The organism is Mesorhizobium sp. M1273, from assembly GCF_040318195.1.
GTDB lineage: Bacteria > Pseudomonadota > Alphaproteobacteria > Rhizobiales > Rhizobiaceae > Mesorhizobium.
The window spans coordinates 41,665-64,012 of sequence record NZ_JAMYLV010000019.1; the positions used below are offsets into that span (position 1 = coordinate 41,665).

Consider the following 22,348-nt stretch of genomic DNA (forward strand, 5'->3'; position numbering starts at 1 on the left):
CCGGTTTGCAGAAAAGGATCACGCGATGGCGGTCGTCTCGACGGCTTTCGCCATGTCGACGACCGTCCATCCTGGCCGATATGGATTGGGCCGGCGACCCGTTTCGCGAAAGCCGTAGGCCTTATACAACGAAACGTTCCGTTCCATTCTGGCATTGGTGTAGAGTCGGATTTCAGGCAAGCTCCACAGGCGCGTCTGTTGCTCGGCCCAGTCGAGCAGCCCGATGCCGAAACCCTTGCCCTGAAAGGCGGGCGCAACGGCGACGCTGAAGATCATTGTATGGTCCGCATGTCGTTCGAGAACGATCAACCCGGCCGGCTGTCCGTCCTGCTCCGAAAGCCAGACCTCGCCGCGTTCTATGCGCGGCGCATAGTCCTCGGTGACGGGGATCGGCGGCGCTCCGAACAGGGCAGTGTAGGGCGCGTAGGCGTCGGTGGTGAGCGAGATCACCATGGGGAGATCATCGGCCCGAGCGGCTCTCATGATCAAAACTGGCCCGCGCCGGCAGCGGCCGCAATCACCTTGTCCATACCGGCCGCTATCGCGGCGACGGCATTGCGACTGGCGTCGCCCAAGCCGTGGCGCTCAGCGAGCCAGTGCGCGTCATTGCAGGAGAGCCAGACCTTGCCTTGCTCGTCCTCCCAAGCCAGTGCCTTGACCGGCAGATCTATGCCGGCAAGCTGCCGGTCCTGCATCAGCGGCGTGCCGCCTTTCGGGTTGCCAAAAATCAGAAGCTGGGTCGGACGCAGGGAAGCTTCGACAATGCGCGCACCGGCGGCGTGGTCAATGCGGGCGAAGACCAGCAATCCTGCACGTTCCACAGTCCCGACCAGGCGATCGATCGTTTCGGCCACGCCGAAGCGGCTTTGGACCGTGATGAGACCGTTCTTTGCCATCACTCCGCCGCTTCGCGCTTGCCTCCGGGGCGCCGCTCCAGCAAGTCCCTCAGGAACTGCCCGGTATAGCTGCGTTTTTCGCGGACGATGTCCTCCGGCGTGCCGGACGCCACCAGCTCACCGCCGCCGTCACCACCTTCGGGGCCAAGATCGAGTACCCAGTCAGCCGTCTTGATCACCTCGAGATTGTGCTCGATGACGACCACCGTGTTGCCCTGGTCGACCAGCTCGTGCAGCACTTCAAGCAGCTTGGCCACGTCGTGGAAATGCAGGCCGGTGGTTGGCTCATCGAGAATGTAGAGCGTCTTGCCGGTCGCCTTGCGCGACAGTTCCTTGGCAAGCTTGATGCGCTGCGCCTCGCCGCCCGACAAAGTCGTTGCCTGCTGGCCAACATGGATGTAGCCGAGGCCGACCCGTTTCAGCGTCTCCAGCTTGTCGCGCACGCCAGGCACGGCGGCGAAGAAATCGACGCCTTCCTCGACCGTCATGTCGAGAACGTCGGCGATCGACTTGCCCTTGAACAGCACGTCCAGCGTTTCGCGGTTGTAACGCTTGCCGTGGCAGACGTCGCAGGTGACGTAGACGTCGGGCAGGAAGTGCATCTCGATCTTGATGACGCCGTCGCCTTGGCAGGCCTCGCAGCGGCCGCCCTTGACGTTGAACGAGAAGCGCCCCGGCTGGTAGCCGCGCGCCTTGGCCTCCGGCAGGCCGGCGAACCAGTCGCGAATCGGCGTGAAGGCGCCGGTATAGGTGGCAGGGTTGGAGCGCGGCGTCCGTCCGATCGGCGACTGGTCGATGTCGATGACCTTGTCGAGGAATTCCAACCCCTCGATGCGGTCGTGCTCGGCCGGATGCTCGCGCGAGCCCATGATGCGGCGCGACGCCGCCTTGAACAGGGTCTCGATCAGGAAGGTCGACTTGCCGCCGCCGGATACGCCGGTGACGGCGGTAAACGTGCCGAGCGGGATTTCGGCGGTGACGTTCTTCAGGTTATTGCCGCGCGCGCCGACGACCTTCAGCCGGCGGTTTTTCTTGGCCTCGCGGCGCGCTGCCGGCGTCGCCACTTCGAGCTCGCCCGACAGGTATTTGCCGGTGATCGAAGCGGGCGTCGCCATGATCTGCTGCGGGGTGCCCTGGGCGATGATGTGGCCGCCATGAATGCCGGCAGCCGGGCCGATATCGACGACATAGTCGGCATGCAGGATGGCGTCCTCGTCGTGCTCGACGACGATGACCGTGTTGCCGATGTCGCGCAGATGCTTCAGCGTGTCGAGCAGGCGGGCGTTGTCGCGCTGGTGCAGACCGATCGACGGCTCGTCCAGCACGTAAAGTACGCCGGTCAGGCCGGAGCCGATCTGCGACGCCAGACGGATGCGCTGGCTCTCACCGCCTGAAAGCGTGCCGGAGTTGCGCGACAGCGTCAAATAGTCGAGACCGACATCGTTGAGGAAGCGCAGCCGCTCTCGGATTTCCTTGAGCACGCGCACCGCAATCTCGTTCTGCTTGTCGTTGAGCGAAGCGGGCAGATCGGTGAACCACTGGTCGGCCTTGCGGATGGACAGCTCGGTGACCTCGCCAATGTGCTTGCCGGCGATCTTGACCGCGAGCGCCTCGGGCTTCAGCCGATAGCCGCGGCAGGCCGGGCAGGGCGTGGCCGACATGAAGCGCTCGATCTCCTCGCGCATCCAGGCGGATTCGGTTTCCTTCCAGCGGCGCTCGAGATTGGGGATGACGCCCTCGAAGGTTTTCGTCGTTTTGTAGGAGCGCAGACCGTCATCATAATGGAAGGTGATTTCGCGCTCGCCGGTGCCGTGCAGGACGGCTTGCCTTGCCTCCTCGCTCAAATCCTTGAACTTGTCGCCGAGCTTGAAGCCATAGGCAATGCCCAGCGCTTCCAGCGTCTGCGCATAATAGGGCGAGGTCGACTTCGCCCACGGGCTGACGGCGCCGGCGCGCAGCGAGACATTCTCGTCGGGCACGACCAGGCTGGCGTCGATGGCGCGTTGGCTGCCGAGCCCGTCGCAGGTCGGGCAGGCGCCGAACGGATTGTTGAAGGAGAACAGCCTGGGCTCGATCTCGGGAATGGTGAAGCCGGACACCGGGCAGGCGAACTTTTCCGAGAACAGCATGCGTTCATGCGTCTCGTTCTTCGATTTGTTGACCGAATCCTCGCCGGTCTGGCTGGCGTCGAGCGGCTTGTCGGCAAATTCCGCCACCGCCAGCCCGTCGGCCAGCTTCAGCGCGGTCTCGATGGAATCGGCGAGCCGCGTCGCCAGATCGCCGCGCACGACGATGCGGTCGACGACGACGTCGATGTCGTGCTTGTACTTCTTGTCCAGCGCCGGCACGTCGGCGATCTCATAGAAGACGCCATCGACTTTGACGCGCTGAAAACCCTTCTTCTGCAGCTCCAGCAGTTCCTTGCGGTACTCGCCTTTGCGGCCGCGCACCATCGGCGCCAGAATGAACAGCCGGGTGCCTTCCTCGACAGCAAGCACCCGGTCGACCATCTGCGAAACCGTCTGGCTCTCGATCGGCAGGCCGGTGGCCGGTGAATAGGGTACACCGACGCGGGCGAACAAAAGCCGCATATAATCGTAGATCTCGGTGACGGTGCCGACCGTCGAACGTGGGTTCTTCGAGGTGGTCTTCTGCTCGATGGAAATGGCCGGCGACAGGCCGTCGATCTGGTCGACGTCCGGCTTCTGCATCATTTCGAGGAATTGCCGTGCATAGGCCGAAAGGCTCTCGACATAGCGGCGCTGGCCCTCGGCGTAGATGGTGTCGAAGGCAAGCGACGACTTGCCCGACCCCGACAGGCCGGTCATGACGATCAGGCTGTCACGCGGCAGGTCGAGATCGACATTCTTCAGATTATGTTCGCGTGCCCCGCGAATGGAGAGATATTTATGGTCGGCCATCGCCGGTCGCCGCCTCAGAATCTGGAATTCGTGGGATGGGCGGGTTTTCCCGACCACCCCCTATGTAGGTAATTTCGCCGCCTTTTCGAGAGACGCCACAACTCTCGACCAAAGCGTTTAACCGCCTTTCGCGCGAACGGGCAAGCGGAAAGAACAAAGGCCGAACACGCTCCTGACAAAAGCTGCCCGTGAGGCCGGCTTCACAAAGCGTCTCGCGATCACATTTTTCGGCAACCCGGCTATTCAAGGTTGACGTCCCCGCGTCATGGGGGCAGAATCCAATTGTCAACGAAGCCGGCCGTCTTTCGATGGCCTCGCGGCCTGGGGCTAGCCTGCGAGACGCCGCGGGTTATGCGATGAGCGCTTCGACGACAGTCGCAACGAACAGAAGGAGAGCAGAGGCATGACTCCACCGGATTGTTCCTTGAGGCTCCACGTGTCGCTGGAGCCGCGGCAGGTATAAGTAGCCAGGTCAGGCGTTTAGCGCTACCTGCCCACGTTGACCTGCCGATCCCCACAACAATCAGAGACTGCTAGTCGGATCGTCGGCTGAACGCCGCGAAGCATCCGAAGTAAAAAGCCGGCAGTACACTCCCGGCAATTTGGATTTCAGATCCAAGAAGCCCCGTCAGTTGCAAAAGCAATGGCGGGGCTGTTCGTTTGAAGCGCAATGTTTGCGGTTCACACTAGGCGAACTTAGCGGCTGGAGGGCCTGATCCCGCCGGTAGCGACATCGATGGTGATGCTACCGGAAATCCGAACGTCGGTATCGCCAATCTTGAAGGTGCCGTTGCCGCTGCCTGGAGCCATATCGTCAGGCTCAGGCCGCGGCGCTGGCTCGGCGATGCGATAATCGCTGGTCACACCGGGCAGGGCGCCCTTTTGCGAAGACATCGAATTATCTTGGGCAAGTGCCATACCCACCAGCATGTTCGTGCCGGCAACGGCAGCGATAGCAAGGCATAACAGGCTGGATGAGCGGCTGGCGGTCATCGCCGGACTATAGTGCCGCGATAGCGGCAAGACCAGACCGATGGCGCTGAAATTGCGGGCGCTCAATCTCCTCAGTTCCGTCCGCCGGCCCGGCTCGTTCATGCGGCCTGCTTGCGAGTGTCGAAAACATGGTCGACGAGGCCCCAATCCTTGGCCTCCTGCGCGGTCATGAAAAAGTCGCGGTCGAGCGTGCGTTCCACTTCTTCGTAGGTGCGGCCGCAATGGCGGGCGTAAAGATCGGTCATGCGACGCTTGGTGCGAAGGATGCCCTCGGCATGGCGCTGGATATCGGAGGCTTGGCCCTGGAAACCGCCGAGAGGCTGATGCAGCACGATGCTGGTGTTGGGTAGCGCGATGCGCCGCCCCGGTGTGCCGGCCATCAAAAGGAACGAGGCCATCGAGGCGGCGAAGCCCATACAAACCGTGGAGACCGGGCAGCTGATATACTGCATCGTATCGTAGATGGCGAAACCGCTGGTCACCACGCCGCCGGGCGAGTTGATGTAGAGCGAGACCTCCTTGTCGGGATTGTCGGATTCCAACGACAGAAGCTGGGCGCAGACCAGCGCTGAGGTGCCGTCATCGATCGGGCCGTTGATGAAGACGATGCGCTCGCGCAGCAGCCGCGAAAATATGTCGAAGGCACGTTCGCCGCGGCTCGACTGCTCGATCACCATCGGCACCAGATTGGCAAGGCCGCTCATCGGTTGTCTCCGTTGACTGTTGTCGTTCAGGCCGCGCGCAGGAAGAGGCGCGGGGTGTTTGCGGCGATCTGCTTGTGCCTGGGAGTGCGCGCTTCAAAGGAAAGCCGGCAACCGGCGCCTGCCATCGCGATCCCCGGCACTGCTGCCCGAGCAAAACCATCATGGACGATGCGCAGATGCGTGCCGCCGGAAACGGTGCGGTCGAGCGTAAAGGTGACGATGCTGTCCACTGGGCTGTCGTTCATTGCGCTGTCCAGGGGACCGCCGGGCGGCACCTGCGTATCGCCGGGCGCCGGCCGCTCCCGCCAGGAATAGCGCAGCAGCCGTCCGGGATCCGCGTCGAGGATTTCGCACTCGATCGGCGCATTCGGCGCTTTAAAGGCAAAGCGGTTGCCGATTTCGGGCTTGATGTCGTTCGGCATCATCCAGGCCGCGAGCAGGTCCGGCACCGTCAGCGCCCGCCACACCTTTTCCGGCGGTTCGGGCAGCTCGCACTCGAACTCGATCTTGTCTGCGGCCATTTCGGCGCGTTCTTTGCCTCGGCTGGTCATTGGTCCATATCCTTTAAAACCGTCTTGAACCTTTCGATGCGCTCTGGCCAGAACGCACGGTAGCGTTCGATCCAGCCGAGCAGTGGCGCAAGCCCCTTCGGATCGACGCGGTAATAGGCGTTGCGACCGGCCCGGCGCTCCACCACGAGGCCGGCGCCGCGCAGCACTGCGAGATGTTGCGATACCGCCGGCTGCGATACCGGTATGCCAGTGCGCAGTTCCGACACCGTCATCTCGCCGTCGGCGAGCCGCTCATAGACGGCGCGACGCGTTGGATCCGCCAGTGCCCGAAAAATGTCTGCTTCGATCATACCGAAAGCATAAGTCAATACTTATCTGTTTGGCAAGCCGTGTTTTTTAAGACAGGCGGTATTTTTTAAGACAGGCGAGGTTTTACAAACTCGCTGGAAGCCAGCGTCTCACCATGTCGGGGGATCCGTTGAACGTCGCCTCGAAAACTGGTGACGCGAGCACAGCATGAATATGAAGCAATTCGGAGCCGACGTTTCGGAAGCCATGTTGCCTGTGCGCGGCGACAACAAGCGACTGTCCGGCAGTCAAGACGAGATGCTCTTCGTCGATCCACATCTCGGCCCTGCCAGCGATGACGGTAAGCACTTCCTCGACCGGGTGCCAATGTGTCGGGGCGCCAACCGCCGGTTCGACCCATTGTTCGAATATGCAAAGTTGAGTTGCACCGTTGCGGGCAGAGACATGCATGCGGGTCTTTACTCCCGTCCGCCACTCTTCTTGCGGCTGATCGTCATGCTCGACCATCTTCATGCGTTCGCCTCGATCCCATGGTCTGTGGAAATTCGACGCCAAGACACTACTTCTTACTGACAACTATTGACAGTGCAGGGCCTCTCATATAGAACGAAAAGAGAACAAAAACCTTGTGGGAAAAGGCAGCGACGGCAGGCAGGGATTGTCCATAGCCTGTAAGGTGCGACGACAAAAATTCGGTTTCGGATGAGCGCGGAGAAGTATCATGGCGGGTAGCGTCAACAAGGTCATTCTGGTGGGCAACCTCGGGGCGGACCCTGAAATCCGCCGCCTGAATTCGGGTGACCCGGTCGTCAACATCCGCATCGCGACGTCGGAAAGCTGGCGCGACAAGACGTCCGGAGAGCGCAAGGAAAAGACCGAGTGGCACAACGTCGTGATCTTCAACGACCAGATCGCCAAGGTGGCCGAGCAGTATCTGAAGAAGGGCATGAAGGTCTATGTCGAGGGCCAGCTGCAGACGCGCAAATGGCAGGACCAGACCGGCAATGACCGCTATACGACCGAAATCGTGTTGCAGAAATTCCGCGGCGAGCTGCAGATGCTCGATGCGCGGGGCGAGGGCGGCGGCCAGGTCGGCAACTATGCCGGTGGTGGTGCGAGCCGCGGTTCCGATTTCGGCCAGTCCGGCCCGGGCGAAAGTTTCAATCGCGGTGGCGCCAACAAGGGCGGCGGCGGTGGTTCGTCGCGCGAGCTGGACGACGAAATCCCGTTCTGATTTCTCGGAGCGGACTGCCCTTGCGGCGAAAAGCGCCGGCACCTTGGCCACGAAATGGCGTCCCGAAAATCTGTCTTGGATTTTTGGGACGTTGTGCGTTTGAGCGGTGAAAGGACGTATCAGGTGAAGGCAAGGGTCAAATGGGTCGAGGAGCGCACTTTCGTTGGCGAGTCCGCCAATGGGCACAAGCTGGTGCTAGGCACTGCGTTCGGGCCGGAGGGCAAGACGTCGGGGCCGAGCCCAATGGAACTGGTGCTGATCGGCACTGGCGGCTGCTCGGCCTATGACGTGGTCCATATCCTCGAAAAGGGGCGCGAGGCGGTCGAAGATTGCGTGGTCGAACTCGATGCCGACCGTGCAGAAGCCGATCCCAGGGTGTTCACCCGCATTCACATGCATTTTGTCGTCAAGGGCCGGGCGCTGTCACACGACAAGGTAAAGCGGGCGATCGGGCTTTCGATCGAGAAATACTGCTCGGCCTCGGCAATGATGGCCAAGACTGCCGAGATTACCCACGACTTCGAAGTCATTGAAACGACAGCGAAGTAGGGCTGTCCCTACGTCGCCATCAGCGCCTTGATGCCGTCGGCGACGAACTGTACGGCGAGCGCCGCCAGGATGACGCCGAGCAGCCTTGTCAGGATCGAACGGCCGGTTTGGCCGAGGATACGGTCGATGCGCTCTGACAGCACGAACACCAGGTAGGTGATAACGAGGCAGATGGCGATGATGCCGACAAGGGCTGTCTGCGCGCCCAAACCCTGAAACGAGCTTGAGAGCAGGACGGTCGCCGAAATCGCGCCCGGACCGGCAATAAGCGGGATCGCCAACGGGAAGGCGGCGATGTTGTGGATCATGTCCCTGGTGATGGCGACGTCGCCGATCTTCTCCTTGCGGTCCTGCCGGCGCTCGAACACCATTTCGAAGGCGATGATGAACAGCAGAAAGCCGCCGGCGACGCGGAAGGCCGGCAGAGTGATGCCGAAGACTGACAGGATCGACGCGCCGGCGATTGCGAACAACGCCATTACCAGGAAGGCGATGACCGAGGCGCGCACGGAGACCTGGTTGCGCTCCTCGCGGTTCATGCCGCGGGTCACGGCGAGGAAGAGCGGCGCCAGGCCGGGCGGATCGATCGTCACCAGTATGGTGACGAAGGCGTTGAACAGGCTGTCGAAGCTCGGCATGCTGACCCTCCCCGCCGGCAAAGCCGGATAACGGGATTGGTAGAGCAAAGCAGAGCCAGTGGAAACCGTGCGGATCAGGGACTGACGGCCCGGCGCGCCAGAAACTCGACTTCGAGACGCCAGGTGGCGCCGTCGTCCTGTGAGCGTTCGCCCAGCCAGCGGAACGAATTTTCGGTGATGCGCGAAAAGCTCCAGCGCACAGCAGATCCGGTGCCGCCTGCGCCTTGCTGGATGATGGTGTCGCCCTCGGCACGGCCGAGCTGGCGGCTGTAGTACTGATTGCGCGGATCGCTCCAGAAGATGTGCCAGGCGTCAACGCCGGGATCGTAGACGCGCAACGTCGTGCCATAGAAGGTCCATTTGCCGAGCGAGGGCGAGGGGCCGGCGTCACGGGCAGGCAGGATCCATACGTCCTGGATCGCGCGGCCTTCGAGCACCCAGCCGAAATGCACTTCGCCGCGCCCGGTCAGCACCTGACCGTCCTCGAGATGGCGCGTGGCGTCGAACGTCCAGGCGCCGACGAAGCGGCCATAAAGATTCAGTTTCTCGGCAAGGGCCGGTACGGGCCCATCGCTGTGCAGGACCTTGGCAAAGGAATTGGACATGGCTTCGCTCTCATCTTGTCAGGAGACCGGCAAGCATAGAGGCCGACAGGGGTTCTGCGCTTGGGAAAAGTTGCTATGTTTCGGCGATGACGACGAGCGCGCACAGGCTGGCGTCGGGCCGAGGCTGGCAGGTGTCGGATGTCATCTGCACCGCCAGCGCCGCCGACAGGCCATTCGAGGAGGAGCATCGGGATTTCTGCGTTGCCGCCGTAACCAACGGCACCTTCCGCTATCGTGCGCGCGAGGGCACGGCGATGCTGGCGCCGGGCGCGCTCCTGCTCGGCAATCCCGGCACATGCTACGAATGCGGGCACGAGCATGGCGCCGGCGACCGTTGCCTCTCCTTCCATTTCGGACCGGCCTATATGGAGCGGATCGTCGCCGACGTGCCGGGCGCCAAGACGCTCGATTTCGGAACGCCGCGCCTGCCGCCCTTGCCGGCGCTGGTGCCGCTGCTTGCCGAAGCGGAGGCGGCGCGCGAGATGGCCGACACCGGCGCGTTCGAGGAACTCGCCCTGCGCATTGCCGGTGCCGCGGTAACAGCGGCTTGCAGCGCTACGGATCGGGGACGGACGCCGAGCCGCCGTGACCAGAAGCGTGTCGCCGAAGCGGTGCGGCGCATCGAAGTCGATGCCGACCGGCCGATCTCGCTTGCCGAACTCGCCGACGAGACCGCCACCAGCCCTTACCATTTCCTGCGCACCTTCCGGCACGTTGCCGGTATGACGCCCTACCAATTCCTGCTGAGAGCGCGGCTGCACAGGGCAGCCGTGCGGCTGCGGACGTCGGATCAGACGATTTCGGCGATTGCCTTTTCGGCGGGATTCAACGATCTATCAACCTTCAATCGCCGTTTCCGGCGGCTGATGGGCGAGGCGCCGGGTACTTATCGCGCCCGCCGGCGACGCCCGTGAAAGGGTACACGGCCATATCGTCGCAATTGGTTTATCCTTTTGAATTTGCCGCTAAAAACCACACTGGAAAACTGCCGCGATTGTTGGAGTTTCAGGCTGGCTTCCTATATAAGCACCAAGTGATTCCTGATTAGATTGTGATCCGATTTGACCGACCAAAAGACACCGCGCGGCGCCGACGGCGGCCCCACCGGCATCGAGCCGATATCCATCATCGAGGAGATGCAGCGCTCCTATCTCGACTACGCCATGAGCGTGATCGTCAGCCGCGCATTGCCGGACGTGCGCGATGGCCTCAAGCCGGTGCATCGCCGCATCCTCTACGCCGCCTATGAGAGCGGCTATCACTGGAACCGCAAATATGTGAAATCGGCACGCCCGGTCGCCGACGTGATGGGTAAATACCATCCGCATGGCGACGCCTCTATCTACGACGCTTTGGTGCGCATGGCGCAGGATTGGTCGCTGCGCGTGCCGCTGATCGACGGGCAGGGCAATTTCGGCTCGATCGACGGCGATCCGCCGGCGGCGATGCGCTACACGGAATCGCGGCTGACCAAGGTCGCGCATGAGTTGCTGGAAGACATCGACAAGGACACCGTCGATTTCCAGGACACTTACGATGCGTCGGGCAGCGAACCGAAAGTCCTGCCGGCGCGCTTCCCGAACCTGTTGGTCAACGGCTCCGGCGGTATCGCCGTCGGCATGGCCACCAACATCCCGCCGCACAATCTGGGCGAGGTCTGCAACGGCGCCATTGCCCTCATCGACAATCCGGCGATCGACCTTCCGGCGCTGATGGAGATTATTCCGGGACCGGATTTTCCGACCGGTGGCATCGTGCTTGGCCGTTCCGGCATCTATAGCGCCTATTCGACCGGTCGCGGCTCCATCGTCATGCGCGGCCGCGTCAACGTCGAGGCGCGCGGCAACGATCGTGAATCGATCGTCATCACCGAGGTTCCCTATCAGGTGAACAAGGCGTCGATGATCGAGAAGATGGCCGAGTTGGTGCGCGACAAGCGCATCGAAGGCATTTCCGACATTCGCGACGAGAGCGACCGCCAGGGCTACCGCGTCGTCATCGAACTGAAGCGCGACGCGGTCGCCGATGTCATCCTCAACCAGCTTTACCGCTTCACCCCGCTGCAGACGTCCTTCGGCGCCAACATGGTGGCACTGAACGGCGGCAAGCCGGAATTGCTGACTCTGACCGACATGCTGAAGGCATTCGTCGCCTTCCGTGAGGAGGTGATCAGCCGGCGCACGAAATTCCTGCTGCGCAAGGCGCGCGACCGCGCCCATGTGCTGGTCGGCCTTGCCATCGCTGTTGCCAACATCGATGAAGTCATCAAGCTGATTCGCAGCGCTCCGGACCCGCAGACGGCGCGCGAGCAGTTGATGGAGCGGCGCTGGCCTTCGGGCGACGTGGAATCGCTGATTCTTCTGATCGACGACCCGCGCCATCGCATCAACGAGGACGGTACCTACAATCTCTCCGAGGAGCAGGCGCGCGCCATCCTCGAACTCCGCCTGCAGCGCCTGACCGCGCTCGGCCGCGACGAGATCGCCGACGAGCTGAACACGATCGGCGACGAGATCAAGGACTACCTGGACATCCTCTCGTCGCGCGCCCGCGTCCAGCAGATCGTCAAGGACGAGCTCATGGCCGTGCGCGACGAGTTCGGCACGCCGCGCCGTACCGAGCTCGCCGAGGGCGGGGCGGACATGGAAGACGAGGACCTGATCCAGCGCGAGGACATGGTCGTCACGGTCAGCCATTCCGGCTACATCAAGCGCGTGCCGCTGTCGCTCTACCGGGCGCAGCGCCGCGGCGGCAAGGGCCGCTCCGGCATGTCGACCAAGGAAGAGGATTTCGTCACCCGGCTGTTCGTGGCCAACACGCACACGCCGGTGCTGTTCTTCTCCTCGCGCGGCATCGTCTACAAGGAAAAGGTCTGGCGCCTGCCGATCGGCAACCCGCAATCGCGCGGCAAGGCGCTGATCAATATGCTGCCGCTCGAACAGGGCGAGCGCATCACCACGATCATGCCGCTGCCGGAGGATGAGACGAGTTGGGGCGAGCTCGATGTCATGTTTGCCACCACGCGCGGTACCGTGCGCCGCAACAAGCTGTCGGACTTCGTCCAGGTCAACCGCAACGGCAAGATCGCCATGAAGCTGGACGAGGAAGGCGACGAGATCCTCGGCGTCGAGACCTGCACCGACAATGACGACGTGCTTTTGACGGCAAGTTCCGGCCAGTGCATCCGCTTTCCGGTTAGCGACGTACGCGTCTTCCAGAGCCGCAATTCGGTCGGCGTGCGCGGCATTGCGATGGCCGATGGCGACCGGGTGATCTCGATGGCGGTGATCGAGCATGTCGATGCGCCGCCGGCGGAGCGTGCCGCCTACCTCAAGCGGGTGGTGGCCGAACGCCGGCTCGCTGCTGACATCGCGGCCGGCGAGGAGGAAGAAATCCAGCTCACCAATGAAGAGGTCGGCGAAGAGGCAGAGCTTTCCGACGACCGCTATGAATTCCTCAAGGCGCACGAGCAGTTCGTGTTGACGGTGACGGAATATGGCTACGGCAAGCGTTCATCGTCCTACGATTTCCGCCTGACTGGCCGTGGCGGCAAGGGTATTCGCGCCACCGACGTCTCGAAAACGGCCGAAATCGGCCGCCTGGTGGCGACCTTCCCGGTCGGCAATGACGATCAGATCATGCTGGTTTCGGATGGCGGCACCGTTATCCGTGTTCCAGTGAACGGCATTCGTTTCGCCAGCCGCGCCACCAAGGGCGTTACCATCTTCAATACCGCAGAGGGCGAGAAGGTCGTTTCGGTGGAGCGAATTTCAGAACCGCAAGCGGATGAAGAGATCGAAGAGAATGCTGAAAGCGGCGCTGTTGCCGATGCCGATGGTAGGGAGCCCGATACTTCCGTCGAGTGAGTTCGACGACGCCAGCCCTGTGGGCCGGCGTGTGAAGACACCCGCAATCTAGAAGCGGCGATAAGGCCTGCGGTTGCCGAAGCCTTCGAACCGCTTGGTATTGGCCTTGGCGCGGACGCGCTGTGCTTCCTGATGCAACCCGAATAGGGTGGCGATCAGCATGGCGACGGTCATTGCGGTGGCGAGCATGTAGATCAGCATGTGCGTGTTCTCCTGCGCCTAACAACGATTAGATGGGTGTTTGGTTTCATCTCCTGCAGCTGCAACTTAGTGAACACTGCGTGAAGCTGTTGTGAGCGGCACATTCATCTGTCGTTCACGTCGGCCAAAAGGTTCACGGCGCGGGCTGGCTATCGGATTTGCCTTTAGGAGAGAGGCTCGCTAGAAGCACCTGCCATGACCGAACGCATCGCCCTTTATGCCGGCTCTTTCGACCCGCTGACCAACGGCCATCTCGACGTGCTGAAGGCGTCGCTGGCCGTGGCGGATACAATCTATGCGGCGATCGGCATCCATCCCGGCAAGAAGCCGTTATTTTCCTTCGAGGAACGGGTTGGCCTGATCGAAACGGCCGCGAAGGCGGAATTCGGCAGCGACGGTGCGCGTATCAAAGTAGTCGCCTTCGACGGGTTGGTAATCGACGCGGCCAGGAAGCATGGCGCCTCGATCATGATCCGCGGCCTGCGCGACGGCACCGACCTTGACTATGAGATGCAGATGGCCGGCATGAACGAGACCATGGCGCCGGAGCTGCAGACGGTGTTCCTGCCCGCCAGCCCTTCAGTGCGCACCATTACCGCCACACTTGTGCGCCAGATAGCTTCGATGGGAGGCGACATCCGCCCCTTCGTGCCGGCGGCCGTGGCCGGCGCGCTCACCGCCAAATTCGCGAAATAGATGCATGTCACCCAAAAGTGGAACCCGGCTTCGGGTAACGACATGCATGAACGAAGATATTCGGAGAAAGATCCCATGCAGCTGAAAAAGCTTGCCTTCTTGCTTGCCGTGCTTGCCGGTCTTGTGACCGCATCCGTGTCGGCCTTTGCCGCCGATCCGGAAAACACCATGATCGTAACGCTGAAGGACGGCGACGTGACCATCGCGCTGAGGCCCGACCTTGCGCCGAAGCACGTCGCGCAGATCAAAAAGCTGGTGCGCCAGGGCGCCTACGACAACGTCGCCTTTCACCGCGTCATTGACGGCTTCATGGCGCAGACCGGCGACGTCAAGTTCGGCAACATGAAGAGCGGCTTCAATGCCGACGCTGTCGGCACCGGCGGCTCCGATCTTCCTGACCTGCCGGCCGAATTCTCCAGCACCGAGCACTACCAGCGCGGCGTGGTCGGCATGGCCCGCTCCGACGATCCGAATTCCGCCAATTCGCAATTCTTCATCATGTTCGCGCCGGCACCGCCGCTCGATGGCCAGTACACCATCGTTGGCAATGTCGTCAGCGGCATGGAGTTGGTGGACCACATCAAGAAAGGCGACGAGGCGCAGAACGGGACGGTGACCGACCCCGATCGCATGATCAAGGTGCGCATCGCCGCGGACGGCAAGTAACCCCAATTGTTCAAAAGGATATTTCTGACATGGCCGAAATCAAGGACCGCGAGAACGCGCTTATCATGGACACGACCAAGGGCAAGGTCGTCATCGAATTGTTTCCAGATCTGGCGCCCGGCCATGTCGGCCGTATCAAGGAGCTGGCGCGCGAAGGCGCCTATGACGGCGTGGTCTTCCACCGCGTCATCGACGGCTTCATGGCGCAGACCGGCGACGTGAAGTTCGGCAATTCCAACAAGCCGTCTTTCGCGCCATCGCGCGCCGGCACTGGCGGTTCCGACAAACCCGATCTGAAGGCCGAGTTCTCCAACGCCAACCACGGCCGCGGCACCTGCTCGATGGCGCGCTCGCAGAACCCGAACTCGGCCAATTCGCAGTTCTTCATCTGCTTCGACGATGCCGCCTTCCTCAACCGCCAGTACACGGTATGGGGCCAGGTCATCGAAGGCATGGACAACGTCGACAAGATCAAGCGCGGCGAACCGGTGCAGGATCCTGACAAGATCGTATCGCTCAAGGTCGCGGCCGACGTGAAATGACCAGCCGGGCTGTCGCGGCCATCGCAATTATGCTCGCCGCGGCGGCCACTCCGGCGCTGGCAACGGAATCGATCGTCTGCAGCGCCGACGGCGGCGCGGCATCGATTGATGTTTTGATGGGACACACGGCCGTCATTGCGGTGGCGCGTGTGTGGCTGGATGCCGGCGGCAAGACATGGACCACGGACGGACAGCCAGGCTCAACGAAAGTCATCGTTGGACAGGCATTCGAAGACGACGAGCGCATGCTGATCGATCTCACTGATGAGGGCCTCAGCTCGATCGTCGCCAGATTGCGGCTGGTCAAGGCCAGCGAGCAGTCCAGCTTCGCGATGGGCGGCACATTGAGCATAGACGGTGTCGGCGCCTGGGCGGTGACCTGCCCGGAACCTTGAGGCGGGGATCTCTTGCGCGTCGACCTTTTCGACTTCGATCTGCCGGAGGAGCGCATCGCGCTTCGCCCAGCCGAGCCGCGCGACAGTGCCAGGATGCTGGTGGTCAGGCCGGGTGAGGGGCTCGAAGACCGGACGGTGCGCGACCTGCCAGCCCTGCTCGAGGCCGGTGATGTGCTGGTCTTCAACGACACCAAGGTCATTCCGGCACAGCTGAAAGGCATCAGGCGGCGCGGCGAGGCGGCGGCGCAGGTCGAAGCCACGCTGCATATGCGGATGGCGCCCGACCGCTGGCTCGCCTTCATGCGTCCGGGCAAGCGCATCGCCGCCGGCGATCGTATCCATTTCGGTCATGACGCCAATTCCTGCCTTCTCGGCCAGCTCGACGCGACCGTGATCGAGAAGGGAGAAGGCGGCGAGGTGCTGCTCGGCTTCGACCTGTCAGGTCCGTTCCTCGACGAGGCGCTGCATGCAGTCGGCCACATCCCGCTGCCGCCCTACATCGCCTCCAAGCGTGACGACGACGAACGCGACCGCAGCGACTATCAGACCATTTATGCGAGGGAGGAGGGCGCGGTCGCCGCGCCGACGGCAGGGCTGCATTTCACGCCGGAGCTGTTTGCGACGCTCGACGCCAAGGGCATAGAGCGCCGTTTCGTCACGCTGCATGTCGGCGCCGGCACGTTCCTGCCGGTGAAGGCGGACGACACCGCCGACCACAAGATGCACGCCGAAACCGGTTCGGTCAGCCCGGAAACCGCCGAGGCGCTGAATGCGGCGAAAGCAAAAGGAGGGCGCATTATCGCTGTCGGCACGACATCGCTGCGCTTATTGGAGAGCGCGGCTGGCGAGGACGGCAGGCTGGCCGCATGGTCAGGCCCGACAGACATCTTCATCACGCCCGGCTATCGTTTCAAGACCGCAGACTTGCTGATGACCAATTTCCATCTGCCGCGTTCGACGCTGTTCATGCTGGTTTCGGCCTTCTGCGGTTTGCAGACGATGCGGGCGGCCTATGCGCATGCCATCGAGAATCGCTACAGGTTTTATTCCTATGGAGACGCAAGTCTTCTGTTCAGGGAGGATACCGATGGACGATGACCTGGAAACCTTCGACCGGGAAGCCTTGATCGCCGAGGTCAGGAAACTGCGCGCCGGCATCCGCCAACACCGCGACGCCACCGGCCATGATCTGTGCTGGCACCATCCCGACCTCTGGTCACTTTTGCCCGAAAAGACCGACCCGGCGATTGCCGTGCCGCCGTGGCCGAAATTCATGCGCGGCTGCATCCGCTACCGGCAATCACTCGACAAGCAGGCCCCGGACGCGCCGGTATTCGACAAGGAGTTCGATGGCTAGGGAATTCAATGATTGACGCATTCACCTTCAAGGTGCTGGCGACCGACGGCAGGGCGCGGCGTGGTGCAATCACCATGCCGCGCGGGGAAATCCGCACGCCTGCCTTCATGCCGGTCGGTACCGGCGGCACGGTGAAGGCCATGTATATGGATCAGGTGCGCGGCCTCGGCTCGGACATTATCCTCGGCAACACCTACCACCTGATGCTAAGACCCGGCGCCGAGCGCGTGGCGCGGCTCGGCGGCCTGCATGAATTCGCCCGCTGGCCGCATCCAATCCTGACCGACAGCGGCGGCTTCCAGGTGATGTCGCTGTCGAAGCTGCGGAAACTGACCGAGAACGGCGTTACCTTCCGTTCGCATATCGACGGCGGCGCCTACGAGATGTCGCCGGAGCGTTCGATAGAGATCCAGGGGCTGCTCGATTCCGACATCCAGATGCAGCTCGACGAATGCACGGCTCTGCCGGCCAAGCAGAACGAGATCGAGCGTGCCATGGAGTTGTCGTTGCGCTGGGCCGAGCGTTGCAAGACGGCATTCGGCGAGCAGCCCGGCAAGGCGATGTTCGGCATTGTGCAAGGCGGCGACGTGCCGGATCTGCGGCTGCGCTCGGCGCAGGCGCTGAAGGCAATGGAGCTGAAGGGCTACGCGATCGGCGGGCTGGCTGTCGGCGAGCCGCAAGCGGTGATGCTGGAGATGCTCGACATCACTTGCCCGGAGCTGCCGGCTGACCGGCCGCGCTACCTGATGGGCGTCGGCACCCCGGACGACATTTTGAAGTCGGTGGCGCGCGGCATCGACATGTTCGACTGCGTGATGCCGACGCGGGCAGGGCGCCACGGCCTGGTCTACACACGGCGCGGCAAGGTCAATCTGCGCAACGCCCGCCATGCCGACGATCCGCGTCCGCTCGATGAGGAAAGCGACTGCCCGGCCGCACGCGACTATTCGCGGGCCTATTTGCATCATCTGGTGCGCTCGCAAGAGGCGCTTGGGGCGATGCTCCTGACCTGGAACAATCTGTCCTATTACCAGCAGCTGATGCGCGACATTCGTGAAGCGATCGAGGCTGGCAGGTTCGCCGAAGAAGCCGAGATCATCACGCAGCAATGGGCAAACGGTGACCTCGCCGTCCGGTAGGCATGCTCGCCAGGAATCCGGCTCCAGGGAGGAGTTGTCCCTGCCATGAACTGTTTTGAAACGACTGCCCAATAAGCATTGCCGGACGACATCGGGCGAGGATCAAGAACCTGTTCGTTTCGCGGCAAGTTTCAGTTCCTGGCACGACGGTGCGGACGAACGGCATCGCCGAGCCTTCGCCTTCGACCCCCATCGCGGTTCAGCGATGGAGGGCTGGGTCGTTGCTTGCGATTCTGGCGATCGCAGTGACCGGCCTGGTCTTGCGCTTGCTTGGCGCGCGCGGCGACCTTTGGCTGGACGAGATCTGGAGCTTTGCGCTGATCGAGCCGCTGACCTCGATCGACCAGATATTCTGGCGCGTCAATCACGACAACAATCATTTCCTCAACTCGGTCTATCTCTATCTCATTGGCCCCGATGCTTCGCCGCTGATCCAGCGAGGTCTGTCGATAGCATTAGGTGTTGCCACGATCGGTGCGGCGGCAGCGAGCGCCGCATCGCGCGGACGACAGGCGATGATTGCCACAAGCCTGTTGTTTGCCGTGAGCTACCCAATGGTCCATTACGGCTCGGAGGCGCGCGGCTATGCCGGCCTTGTGCTGTTCACGCTGCTCTCGGTGGTTTTTCTGGAGCGCCGGCTCGACAATAGACGGTGGTCTGGCGCGGCCTTGGCAGCGGCGATCCTTTTCGGCTTCCTGTGCCATCTCACAATGATCGGAATGGTGGCGGTCCTCGCAATCTGGACCGCCTGGCTCGCCTGGCAGCGTACGGCGAAGGTCGGCCGCGTCGTTGCGGACCTGGCGTCGATCTTCCTGCCGGGCTTGCTTGCCGTGCTGCCGCTGGCTGTCGGCGTGTTTGTCGGCTGCAGGCTGTTCGGCTTCAGTGTCGGTGGTGTTTCGCCATTCTCGATTGCCGCCTTCGCGCAGGGCTATGGCGGGATGATCCGCTCTCTGTTCGGCCTGCCACCCTGGTTTGGCGACGGGCCTTATATAGTTGCCGCCTGCGGTCTTGTCGGCCTCTCCGCCGGTGTCTGGCGCGGTCGTCGAGCCAGCCTTTATGCCATCGGGATTATCGGACTGCCTTTGCTCATGGCGGCGGCGCATCTGCCCAACCTTGAGTTCCCGCGCTATTTCATCATCAGCGGAACATTGCTGCTGCTCTGGGCCGGCGAGATGATTGGCCGGGGCTTGGATGCTCGCGGGACTGCCAGGCTGCTTGCGATGGGAGCGCTGGCGATCGTGGTGAGTGGAAGCATTTCGTCGCTGCTTCAGTTCTATAAATTTGAACGCGGCTCCTACGCCGCTATCGTTGATGAAATGACCAGGAACGGCGCAACCACCTATGCCAGCGACGGTAATTTCCGCACCCCGATTGTCGTCAACTATTTTGCGGCGCGAATGGATCGTCGGGCATTGCTGGTTCCAGACGACGGGATGTGCACCGAACGGCCCGCCTGGCTGGTCCTCGAGGGGGACGTGGACAAACAAGCCGAACATGTCCAACCGACGGCCGCATGCGCTCTGGCGTATGAACGGGCCGATGCGTCGAGGCATTGGGGGTTTTCTGGCCTGAGCTGGACGCTCTACCGGCGACAGGATTGAAACACCCCTTTAGGTGCTGAGCGACGTGGACGCACGCAGGCTGCAGCCGGTGATCCGAAAGCTGCCGTCAGGCTGTAGTTCGAGCGTGTAGACCGCCTCGTAGTCCTTGCCATCCGGGCCGACGATCAGCACTTGCTGGATGATCGACGTCGGGCTCGTCTCACGAACCTTGCCGAAGGAGTAGGTCTGCGGTTGGCGCACCGGTGGATACCCTTTTGTCACCATGTTCATGAAGGTATCGACGGTCGGAAAGATGCGTTTCACATTCGGTGCGGCAAAGCTGTAGGCCGTCATTCCGTCATTGGCGATGAAGGCCCTCAACTGCCCATCGATGACTGTCTGCGCCGCTTTGACTTCGGCGTCGCCAGCAAAGGCCTGGGATGCGAAAATGAATGGAACGACTGCGAATGCGAAAAACGCGCGGCGCATGGCCTGTCTCCGTTGTCCCTGAGAAATCGCTGCCTGAAGGTACATGATACCATACGCTTTGCAGTGCTTCAGGGTTTCAGCCGAGCGCAAACATTCGGCGTGGCAGTCCGTGTCCGAGCCGAGAAAGCATTGTCGAGGCGAGAACAGCCTGAGCGATTGCCGATGCTTGAAAGCCGGGCGGCAGTCTGCCACAAGGGCCGCTCGATTAGAGCGTGCGATGTGAGCAGGACCAGGCAATGAAGGCATTTTTCGTGCAGATAAAATGCGATCTGGGCAAGGCCTACGACGTTGCCAGCGCCCTGGCCGATGCCGAGATCGCTTCGGAAATCTACTCGACAGCCGGAAACTACGACCTGCTCGCCAAATTCTATGTCGACGACGAGGAAGACATCGGCCACTTTGTCAACGAGAAAGTGCAGATTCTTCCCGGCATCAAGGACACGTTCACGGTCGTCACCTTTCGCGCGTTTTGATCCGCATCCGGCATCTGCCCGGACACCAGGCAAAGCCTGATCAAGGCCCTATTGGTGCTGCCTTAATTTTAGGCAAGTGCGATATACTGATCGCCGGCGCCCAACAAATCACCGATTGCGCTTGATTTTCTCCAGCCAGGTCAGTGAAATGGCGCCACAGGGGAGTATGCGATTGGCAGCGTTCGATGAAATGCTTCCGGAAGTTTCCGGGCTGAGAAAACCGTATTCGGCTTACGATCGCTGGCTGAAGGAACAGGACCCGGCCAGACTTACCGAGAAGATGCAGGACGCCGAACGCGTCTTTCGCAAGACAGGCATCACTTTCGCCGTCTACGGCGAGCAGGAAGCATCGGAGCGGCTGATACCCTTCGATATCGTTCCGCGCATCATTTCGGGCAACGAATGGCGACGGCTGACGCAAGGCATCGAGCAGCGCGTCCAGGCGCTGAACGCCTTTCTCGACGACATCTACCATCGCCAGGAGATCTTACGCGCCGGCCGGGTGCCGAAGGAGTTGATCGCCAAGAACGAGGCGTTCCTGCCCGAGATGATCGGGGTGCGGCCGCCGGCCGGCGTCTATACCCACATCATCGGCGTCGACATCGTACGCATCAGCGAGAACGAGTTCTACGTGCTGGAGGACAACGCGCGCACGCCGTCCGGCGTCTCCTACATGCTGGAGAACCGCGAGACGATGATGCAGCTCTTTCCCGAGCTGTTCCAGCAGATCAAGGTGCGGCCGGTTGAGAATTACCCGCAGCTCTTGCGCCAGTCGCTGGCGGCAGTGCGGCCGCAAAGCACCAAGGGCGCGCCGACCATTGCCGTGCTGACGCCGGGCAGCTTCAACTCGGCGTATTTCGAACATGCTTTCCTTGCCGACCAGATGGGCGTGCAGCTTGTCGAGGGGCAGGATCTGCGCGTCGTCGATGGCCATGTCGCGATGCGCACCACCGAGGGCTACAAGCAGATCGACGTGCTTTACCGTCGTGTCGACGACTCGTTCCTCGATCCGCTGACCTTCCGCCCCGACTCGGCACTTGGCGTGCCGGGCATTATGGACGTCTACCGCGCCGGCAACATCACGATCGCCAATGCGCCGGGAACCGGCATCGCCGACGACAAGGCGATTTATTCCTACATGCCCGAAATCGTCGAATTCTATACCGGCCGCAAGGCGATCCTCGGCAACATCCCGACCTGGCGCTGCTCGGAGCCGGACAGCCTGAAATACGTGCTCGAACACATCGACGAATTGGTGATCAAGGAAGTCCACGGCTCCGGCGGTTACGGCATGCTGGTCGGTCCGGCGGCGACCAAGAAGGAATGCGAAGAGTTTTCCAAAAAGCTCGCGGCAAAACCGTCGAACTACATCGCCCAGCCGACGCTGGCGCTGTCGACCTGTCCGATCCTGACGGACAAGGGGCTGGCGCCGCGCCATGTCGATCTGCGCCCCTATGTGCTGGTTTCCGACCGTATCCAGATCGTGCCCGGCGGGCTGACCCGAGTAGCGCTCAAGGAAGGCTCGCTGGTCGTCAATTCCTCGCAAGGCGGGGGCACGAAGGATACGTGGGTGTTGGATGATTAGAGTGAAAGTAGTGAATAGTGAATAGTGAATAGTGAAT

General features: G+C 62.1%; 26 protein-coding genes. 14 read left to right on the forward strand and 12 right to left on the reverse strand.

From position 1 onward, the window contains the following. Positions 1-18: 18 nt before the first annotated feature. The 8 genes from NKH30_RS20120 to NKH30_RS20155 form a co-directional block, all read right to left on the reverse strand. Positions 19-489, reverse strand: coding sequence for a GNAT family N-acetyltransferase (locus NKH30_RS20120; RefSeq protein WP_352979707.1), 471 nt, complete (start codon positions 487-489; stop codon positions 19-21). Then, on the reverse strand, positions 486-896 hold the full coding sequence (locus tag NKH30_RS20125) for a DUF302 domain-containing protein (protein WP_352613770.1): 411 nt from the start codon (positions 894-896) through the stop codon (positions 486-488). Before NKH30_RS20125 ends, NKH30_RS20120 begins: the two co-directional genes overlap by 4 nt. After that, on the reverse strand, positions 896-3,817 hold the full coding sequence (gene uvrA / locus NKH30_RS20130; protein WP_352471703.1) for an excinuclease ABC subunit UvrA: 2,922 nt from the start codon (positions 3,815-3,817) through the stop codon (positions 896-898). Before uvrA ends, NKH30_RS20125 begins: the two co-directional genes overlap by 1 nt. Before the next feature lie 696 nt (positions 3,818-4,513). Continuing rightward, positions 4,514-4,912, reverse strand: coding sequence for a hypothetical protein (locus tag NKH30_RS20135; RefSeq protein ID WP_352996709.1), 399 nt, complete (start codon positions 4,910-4,912; stop codon positions 4,514-4,516). Next, positions 4,909-5,514 carry an ATP-dependent Clp protease proteolytic subunit gene (locus NKH30_RS20140; RefSeq protein WP_352455702.1) on the reverse strand — a complete coding sequence of 202 codons (606 nt, stop codon included), beginning with the start codon at positions 5,512-5,514 and terminating at the stop codon, positions 4,909-4,911. The genes NKH30_RS20135 and NKH30_RS20140 overlap by 4 nt, the downstream gene beginning before the upstream one ends. A 26-nt stretch (positions 5,515-5,540) precedes the next feature. Next, positions 5,541-6,065 carry an SRPBCC family protein gene (locus tag NKH30_RS20145; protein ID WP_352996710.1) on the reverse strand — a complete coding sequence of 175 codons (525 nt, stop codon included), beginning with the start codon at positions 6,063-6,065 and terminating at the stop codon, positions 5,541-5,543. Then, positions 6,062-6,376 carry an ArsR/SmtB family transcription factor gene (locus tag NKH30_RS20150; RefSeq protein WP_352996712.1) on the reverse strand — a complete coding sequence of 105 codons (315 nt, stop codon included), beginning with the start codon at positions 6,374-6,376 and terminating at the stop codon, positions 6,062-6,064. Before NKH30_RS20150 ends, NKH30_RS20145 begins: the two co-directional genes overlap by 4 nt. A gap of 82 nt (positions 6,377-6,458) precedes the next feature. Continuing rightward, positions 6,459-6,848 carry a cupin domain-containing protein gene (locus NKH30_RS20155; RefSeq protein WP_352996714.1) on the reverse strand — a complete coding sequence of 130 codons (390 nt, stop codon included), beginning with the start codon at positions 6,846-6,848 and terminating at the stop codon, positions 6,459-6,461. Positions 6,849-7,056: 208 nt separating this feature from the next. Between NKH30_RS20155 and NKH30_RS20160 the strand changes: the two genes are divergently transcribed. Beyond that, positions 7,057-7,569 carry a single-stranded DNA-binding protein gene (locus tag NKH30_RS20160; protein ID WP_352448761.1) on the forward strand — a complete coding sequence of 171 codons (513 nt, stop codon included), beginning with the start codon at positions 7,057-7,059 and terminating at the stop codon, positions 7,567-7,569. A gap of 123 nt (positions 7,570-7,692) precedes the next feature. Beyond that, positions 7,693-8,118, forward strand: coding sequence for an OsmC family protein (locus NKH30_RS20165; RefSeq protein ID WP_352996716.1), 426 nt, complete (start codon positions 7,693-7,695; stop codon positions 8,116-8,118). Positions 8,119-8,126: 8 nt separating this feature from the next. Here the strand turns inward: NKH30_RS20165 and NKH30_RS20170 are convergent, their stop codons facing one another. Next, complete coding sequence (locus tag NKH30_RS20170; protein ID WP_352996718.1) at positions 8,127-8,756, reverse strand: MarC family protein; 630 nt, start codon at positions 8,754-8,756, stop codon at positions 8,127-8,129. 74 nt (positions 8,757-8,830) lie between these two features. Then, complete coding sequence (locus tag NKH30_RS20175) at positions 8,831-9,361, reverse strand: hypothetical protein (RefSeq protein ID WP_352996720.1); 531 nt, start codon at positions 9,359-9,361, stop codon at positions 8,831-8,833. Positions 9,362-9,447: 86 nt separating this feature from the next. Between NKH30_RS20175 and NKH30_RS20180 the strand changes: the two genes are divergently transcribed. Together NKH30_RS20180 and gyrA are read left to right on the forward strand one after the other, a co-directional pair. Next, on the forward strand, positions 9,448-10,275 hold the full coding sequence (locus NKH30_RS20180; protein WP_352620073.1) for a helix-turn-helix transcriptional regulator: 828 nt from the start codon (positions 9,448-9,450) through the stop codon (positions 10,273-10,275). A 147-nt stretch (positions 10,276-10,422) separates the two neighbouring features. Beyond that, positions 10,423-13,227, forward strand: a complete 2,805-nt coding sequence (gene gyrA, locus NKH30_RS20185; protein ID WP_352996724.1) for a DNA gyrase subunit A — start codon at positions 10,423-10,425, stop codon at positions 13,225-13,227. A gap of 48 nt (positions 13,228-13,275) precedes the next feature. On the opposite strand, the gene NKH30_RS20190 is transcribed toward gyrA, so the two are convergent. Beyond that, on the reverse strand, positions 13,276-13,428 hold the full coding sequence (locus NKH30_RS20190) for a hypothetical protein (protein ID WP_352502504.1): 153 nt from the start codon (positions 13,426-13,428) through the stop codon (positions 13,276-13,278). Positions 13,429-13,623: 195 nt separating this feature from the next. Between NKH30_RS20190 and coaD the strand changes: the two genes are divergently transcribed. The 8 genes from coaD to NKH30_RS20230 all read left to right on the forward strand — a co-directional run bounded on the left by coaD (position 13,624) and on the right by NKH30_RS20230 (position 19,824). Continuing rightward, positions 13,624-14,124, forward strand: a complete 501-nt coding sequence (gene coaD / locus NKH30_RS20195) for a pantetheine-phosphate adenylyltransferase (RefSeq protein ID WP_352448768.1) — start codon at positions 13,624-13,626, stop codon at positions 14,122-14,124. A gap of 75 nt (positions 14,125-14,199) precedes the next feature. Further along, positions 14,200-14,790, forward strand: coding sequence for a peptidylprolyl isomerase (locus NKH30_RS20200; protein ID WP_352471695.1), 591 nt, complete (start codon positions 14,200-14,202; stop codon positions 14,788-14,790). Between the two features lie 29 nt (positions 14,791-14,819). Beyond that, the gene (locus NKH30_RS20205) at positions 14,820-15,332 is read left to right on the forward strand and encodes a peptidylprolyl isomerase (protein ID WP_254817363.1); all 513 of its coding nucleotides are present in this window, start codon (positions 14,820-14,822) and stop codon (positions 15,330-15,332) included. Beyond that, positions 15,329-15,727 carry a hypothetical protein gene (locus tag NKH30_RS20210; RefSeq protein WP_352996726.1) on the forward strand — a complete coding sequence of 133 codons (399 nt, stop codon included), beginning with the start codon at positions 15,329-15,331 and terminating at the stop codon, positions 15,725-15,727. The genes NKH30_RS20205 and NKH30_RS20210 overlap by 4 nt, the downstream gene beginning before the upstream one ends. Before the next feature lie 12 nt (positions 15,728-15,739). Next, complete coding sequence (queA, locus tag NKH30_RS20215) at positions 15,740-16,825, forward strand: tRNA preQ1(34) S-adenosylmethionine ribosyltransferase-isomerase QueA (protein ID WP_352996728.1); 1,086 nt, start codon at positions 15,740-15,742, stop codon at positions 16,823-16,825. Beyond that, positions 16,815-17,084 (forward strand): hypothetical protein, encoded by a 270-nt coding sequence (locus NKH30_RS20220; protein WP_352471691.1) that lies wholly within the window; start codon positions 16,815-16,817, stop codon positions 17,082-17,084. The genes queA and NKH30_RS20220 overlap by 11 nt, the downstream gene beginning before the upstream one ends. A gap of 8 nt (positions 17,085-17,092) precedes the next feature. Beyond that, positions 17,093-18,223 (forward strand): tRNA guanosine(34) transglycosylase Tgt, encoded by a 1,131-nt coding sequence (tgt, locus tag NKH30_RS20225; RefSeq protein WP_352996730.1) that lies wholly within the window; start codon positions 17,093-17,095, stop codon positions 18,221-18,223. Between the two features lie 221 nt (positions 18,224-18,444). Further along, the gene (locus tag NKH30_RS20230) at positions 18,445-19,824 is read left to right on the forward strand and encodes a glycosyltransferase family protein (protein ID WP_352925237.1); all 1,380 of its coding nucleotides are present in this window, start codon (positions 18,445-18,447) and stop codon (positions 19,822-19,824) included. A gap of 9 nt (positions 19,825-19,833) precedes the next feature. Here the strand turns inward: NKH30_RS20230 and NKH30_RS20235 are convergent, their stop codons facing one another. Further along, a complete protein-coding gene (locus NKH30_RS20235; RefSeq protein ID WP_352455762.1) occupies positions 19,834-20,253 on the reverse strand; it encodes a DUF4864 domain-containing protein in 420 nt (139 codons plus the stop codon). A gap of 236 nt (positions 20,254-20,489) precedes the next feature. Between NKH30_RS20235 and NKH30_RS20240 the strand changes: the two genes are divergently transcribed. Beyond that, positions 20,490-20,726: an Lrp/AsnC ligand binding domain-containing protein gene (locus NKH30_RS20240; RefSeq protein WP_023674883.1), complete on the forward strand. Its 237-nt coding sequence runs from the start codon at positions 20,490-20,492 to the stop codon at positions 20,724-20,726. Positions 20,727-20,898: 172 nt separating this feature from the next. Then, a complete protein-coding gene (locus NKH30_RS20245) occupies positions 20,899-22,311 on the forward strand; it encodes a circularly permuted type 2 ATP-grasp protein (RefSeq protein WP_352613762.1) in 1,413 nt (470 codons plus the stop codon). Positions 22,312-22,348 lie beyond the last annotated feature (37 nt).

Coding starts and splice junctions, on each gene's coding strand:
- NKH30_RS20140 (WP_352455702.1), bottom strand. CDS start 5,514: ATGAGCGGCCTTGCCAATCTGGTGCCGATGGTGATCGAGCAGTCGAGC.
- NKH30_RS20180 (WP_352620073.1), top strand. CDS start 9,448: ATGACGACGAGCGCGCACAGGCTGGCGTCGGGCCGAGGCTGGCAGGTG.
- coaD (WP_352448768.1), top strand. CDS start 13,624: ATGACCGAACGCATCGCCCTTTATGCCGGCTCTTTCGACCCGCTGACC.
- NKH30_RS20125 (WP_352613770.1), bottom strand. CDS start 896: ATGGCAAAGAACGGTCTCATCACGGTCCAAAGCCGCTTCGGCGTGGCC.
- NKH30_RS20210 (WP_352996726.1), top strand. CDS start 15,329: ATGACCAGCCGGGCTGTCGCGGCCATCGCAATTATGCTCGCCGCGGCG.
- NKH30_RS20145 (WP_352996710.1), bottom strand. CDS start 6,065: ATGACCAGCCGAGGCAAAGAACGCGCCGAAATGGCCGCAGACAAGATC.
- NKH30_RS20150 (WP_352996712.1), bottom strand. CDS start 6,376: ATGATCGAAGCAGACATTTTTCGGGCACTGGCGGATCCAACGCGTCGC.
- NKH30_RS20170 (WP_352996718.1), bottom strand. CDS start 8,756: ATGCCGAGCTTCGACAGCCTGTTCAACGCCTTCGTCACCATACTGGTG.
- NKH30_RS20200 (WP_352471695.1), top strand. CDS start 14,200: ATGCAGCTGAAAAAGCTTGCCTTCTTGCTTGCCGTGCTTGCCGGTCTT.
- NKH30_RS20175 (WP_352996720.1), bottom strand. CDS start 9,361: ATGTCCAATTCCTTTGCCAAGGTCCTGCACAGCGATGGGCCCGTACCG.
- NKH30_RS20235 (WP_352455762.1), bottom strand. CDS start 20,253: ATGCGCCGCGCGTTTTTCGCATTCGCAGTCGTTCCATTCATTTTCGCA.
- NKH30_RS20240 (WP_023674883.1), top strand. CDS start 20,490: ATGAAGGCATTTTTCGTGCAGATAAAATGCGATCTGGGCAAGGCCTAC.
- NKH30_RS20220 (WP_352471691.1), top strand. CDS start 16,815: ATGGACGATGACCTGGAAACCTTCGACCGGGAAGCCTTGATCGCCGAG.
- uvrA (WP_352471703.1), bottom strand. CDS start 3,817: ATGGCCGACCATAAATATCTCTCCATTCGCGGGGCACGCGAACATAAT.
- tgt (WP_352996730.1), top strand. CDS start 17,093: ATGATTGACGCATTCACCTTCAAGGTGCTGGCGACCGACGGCAGGGCG.
- NKH30_RS20160 (WP_352448761.1), top strand. CDS start 7,057: ATGGCGGGTAGCGTCAACAAGGTCATTCTGGTGGGCAACCTCGGGGCG.
- NKH30_RS20205 (WP_254817363.1), top strand. CDS start 14,820: ATGGCCGAAATCAAGGACCGCGAGAACGCGCTTATCATGGACACGACC.
- NKH30_RS20135 (WP_352996709.1), bottom strand. CDS start 4,912: ATGAACGAGCCGGGCCGGCGGACGGAACTGAGGAGATTGAGCGCCCGC.
- NKH30_RS20190 (WP_352502504.1), bottom strand. CDS start 13,428: ATGCTGATCTACATGCTCGCCACCGCAATGACCGTCGCCATGCTGATC.
- NKH30_RS20155 (WP_352996714.1), bottom strand. CDS start 6,848: ATGAAGATGGTCGAGCATGACGATCAGCCGCAAGAAGAGTGGCGGACG.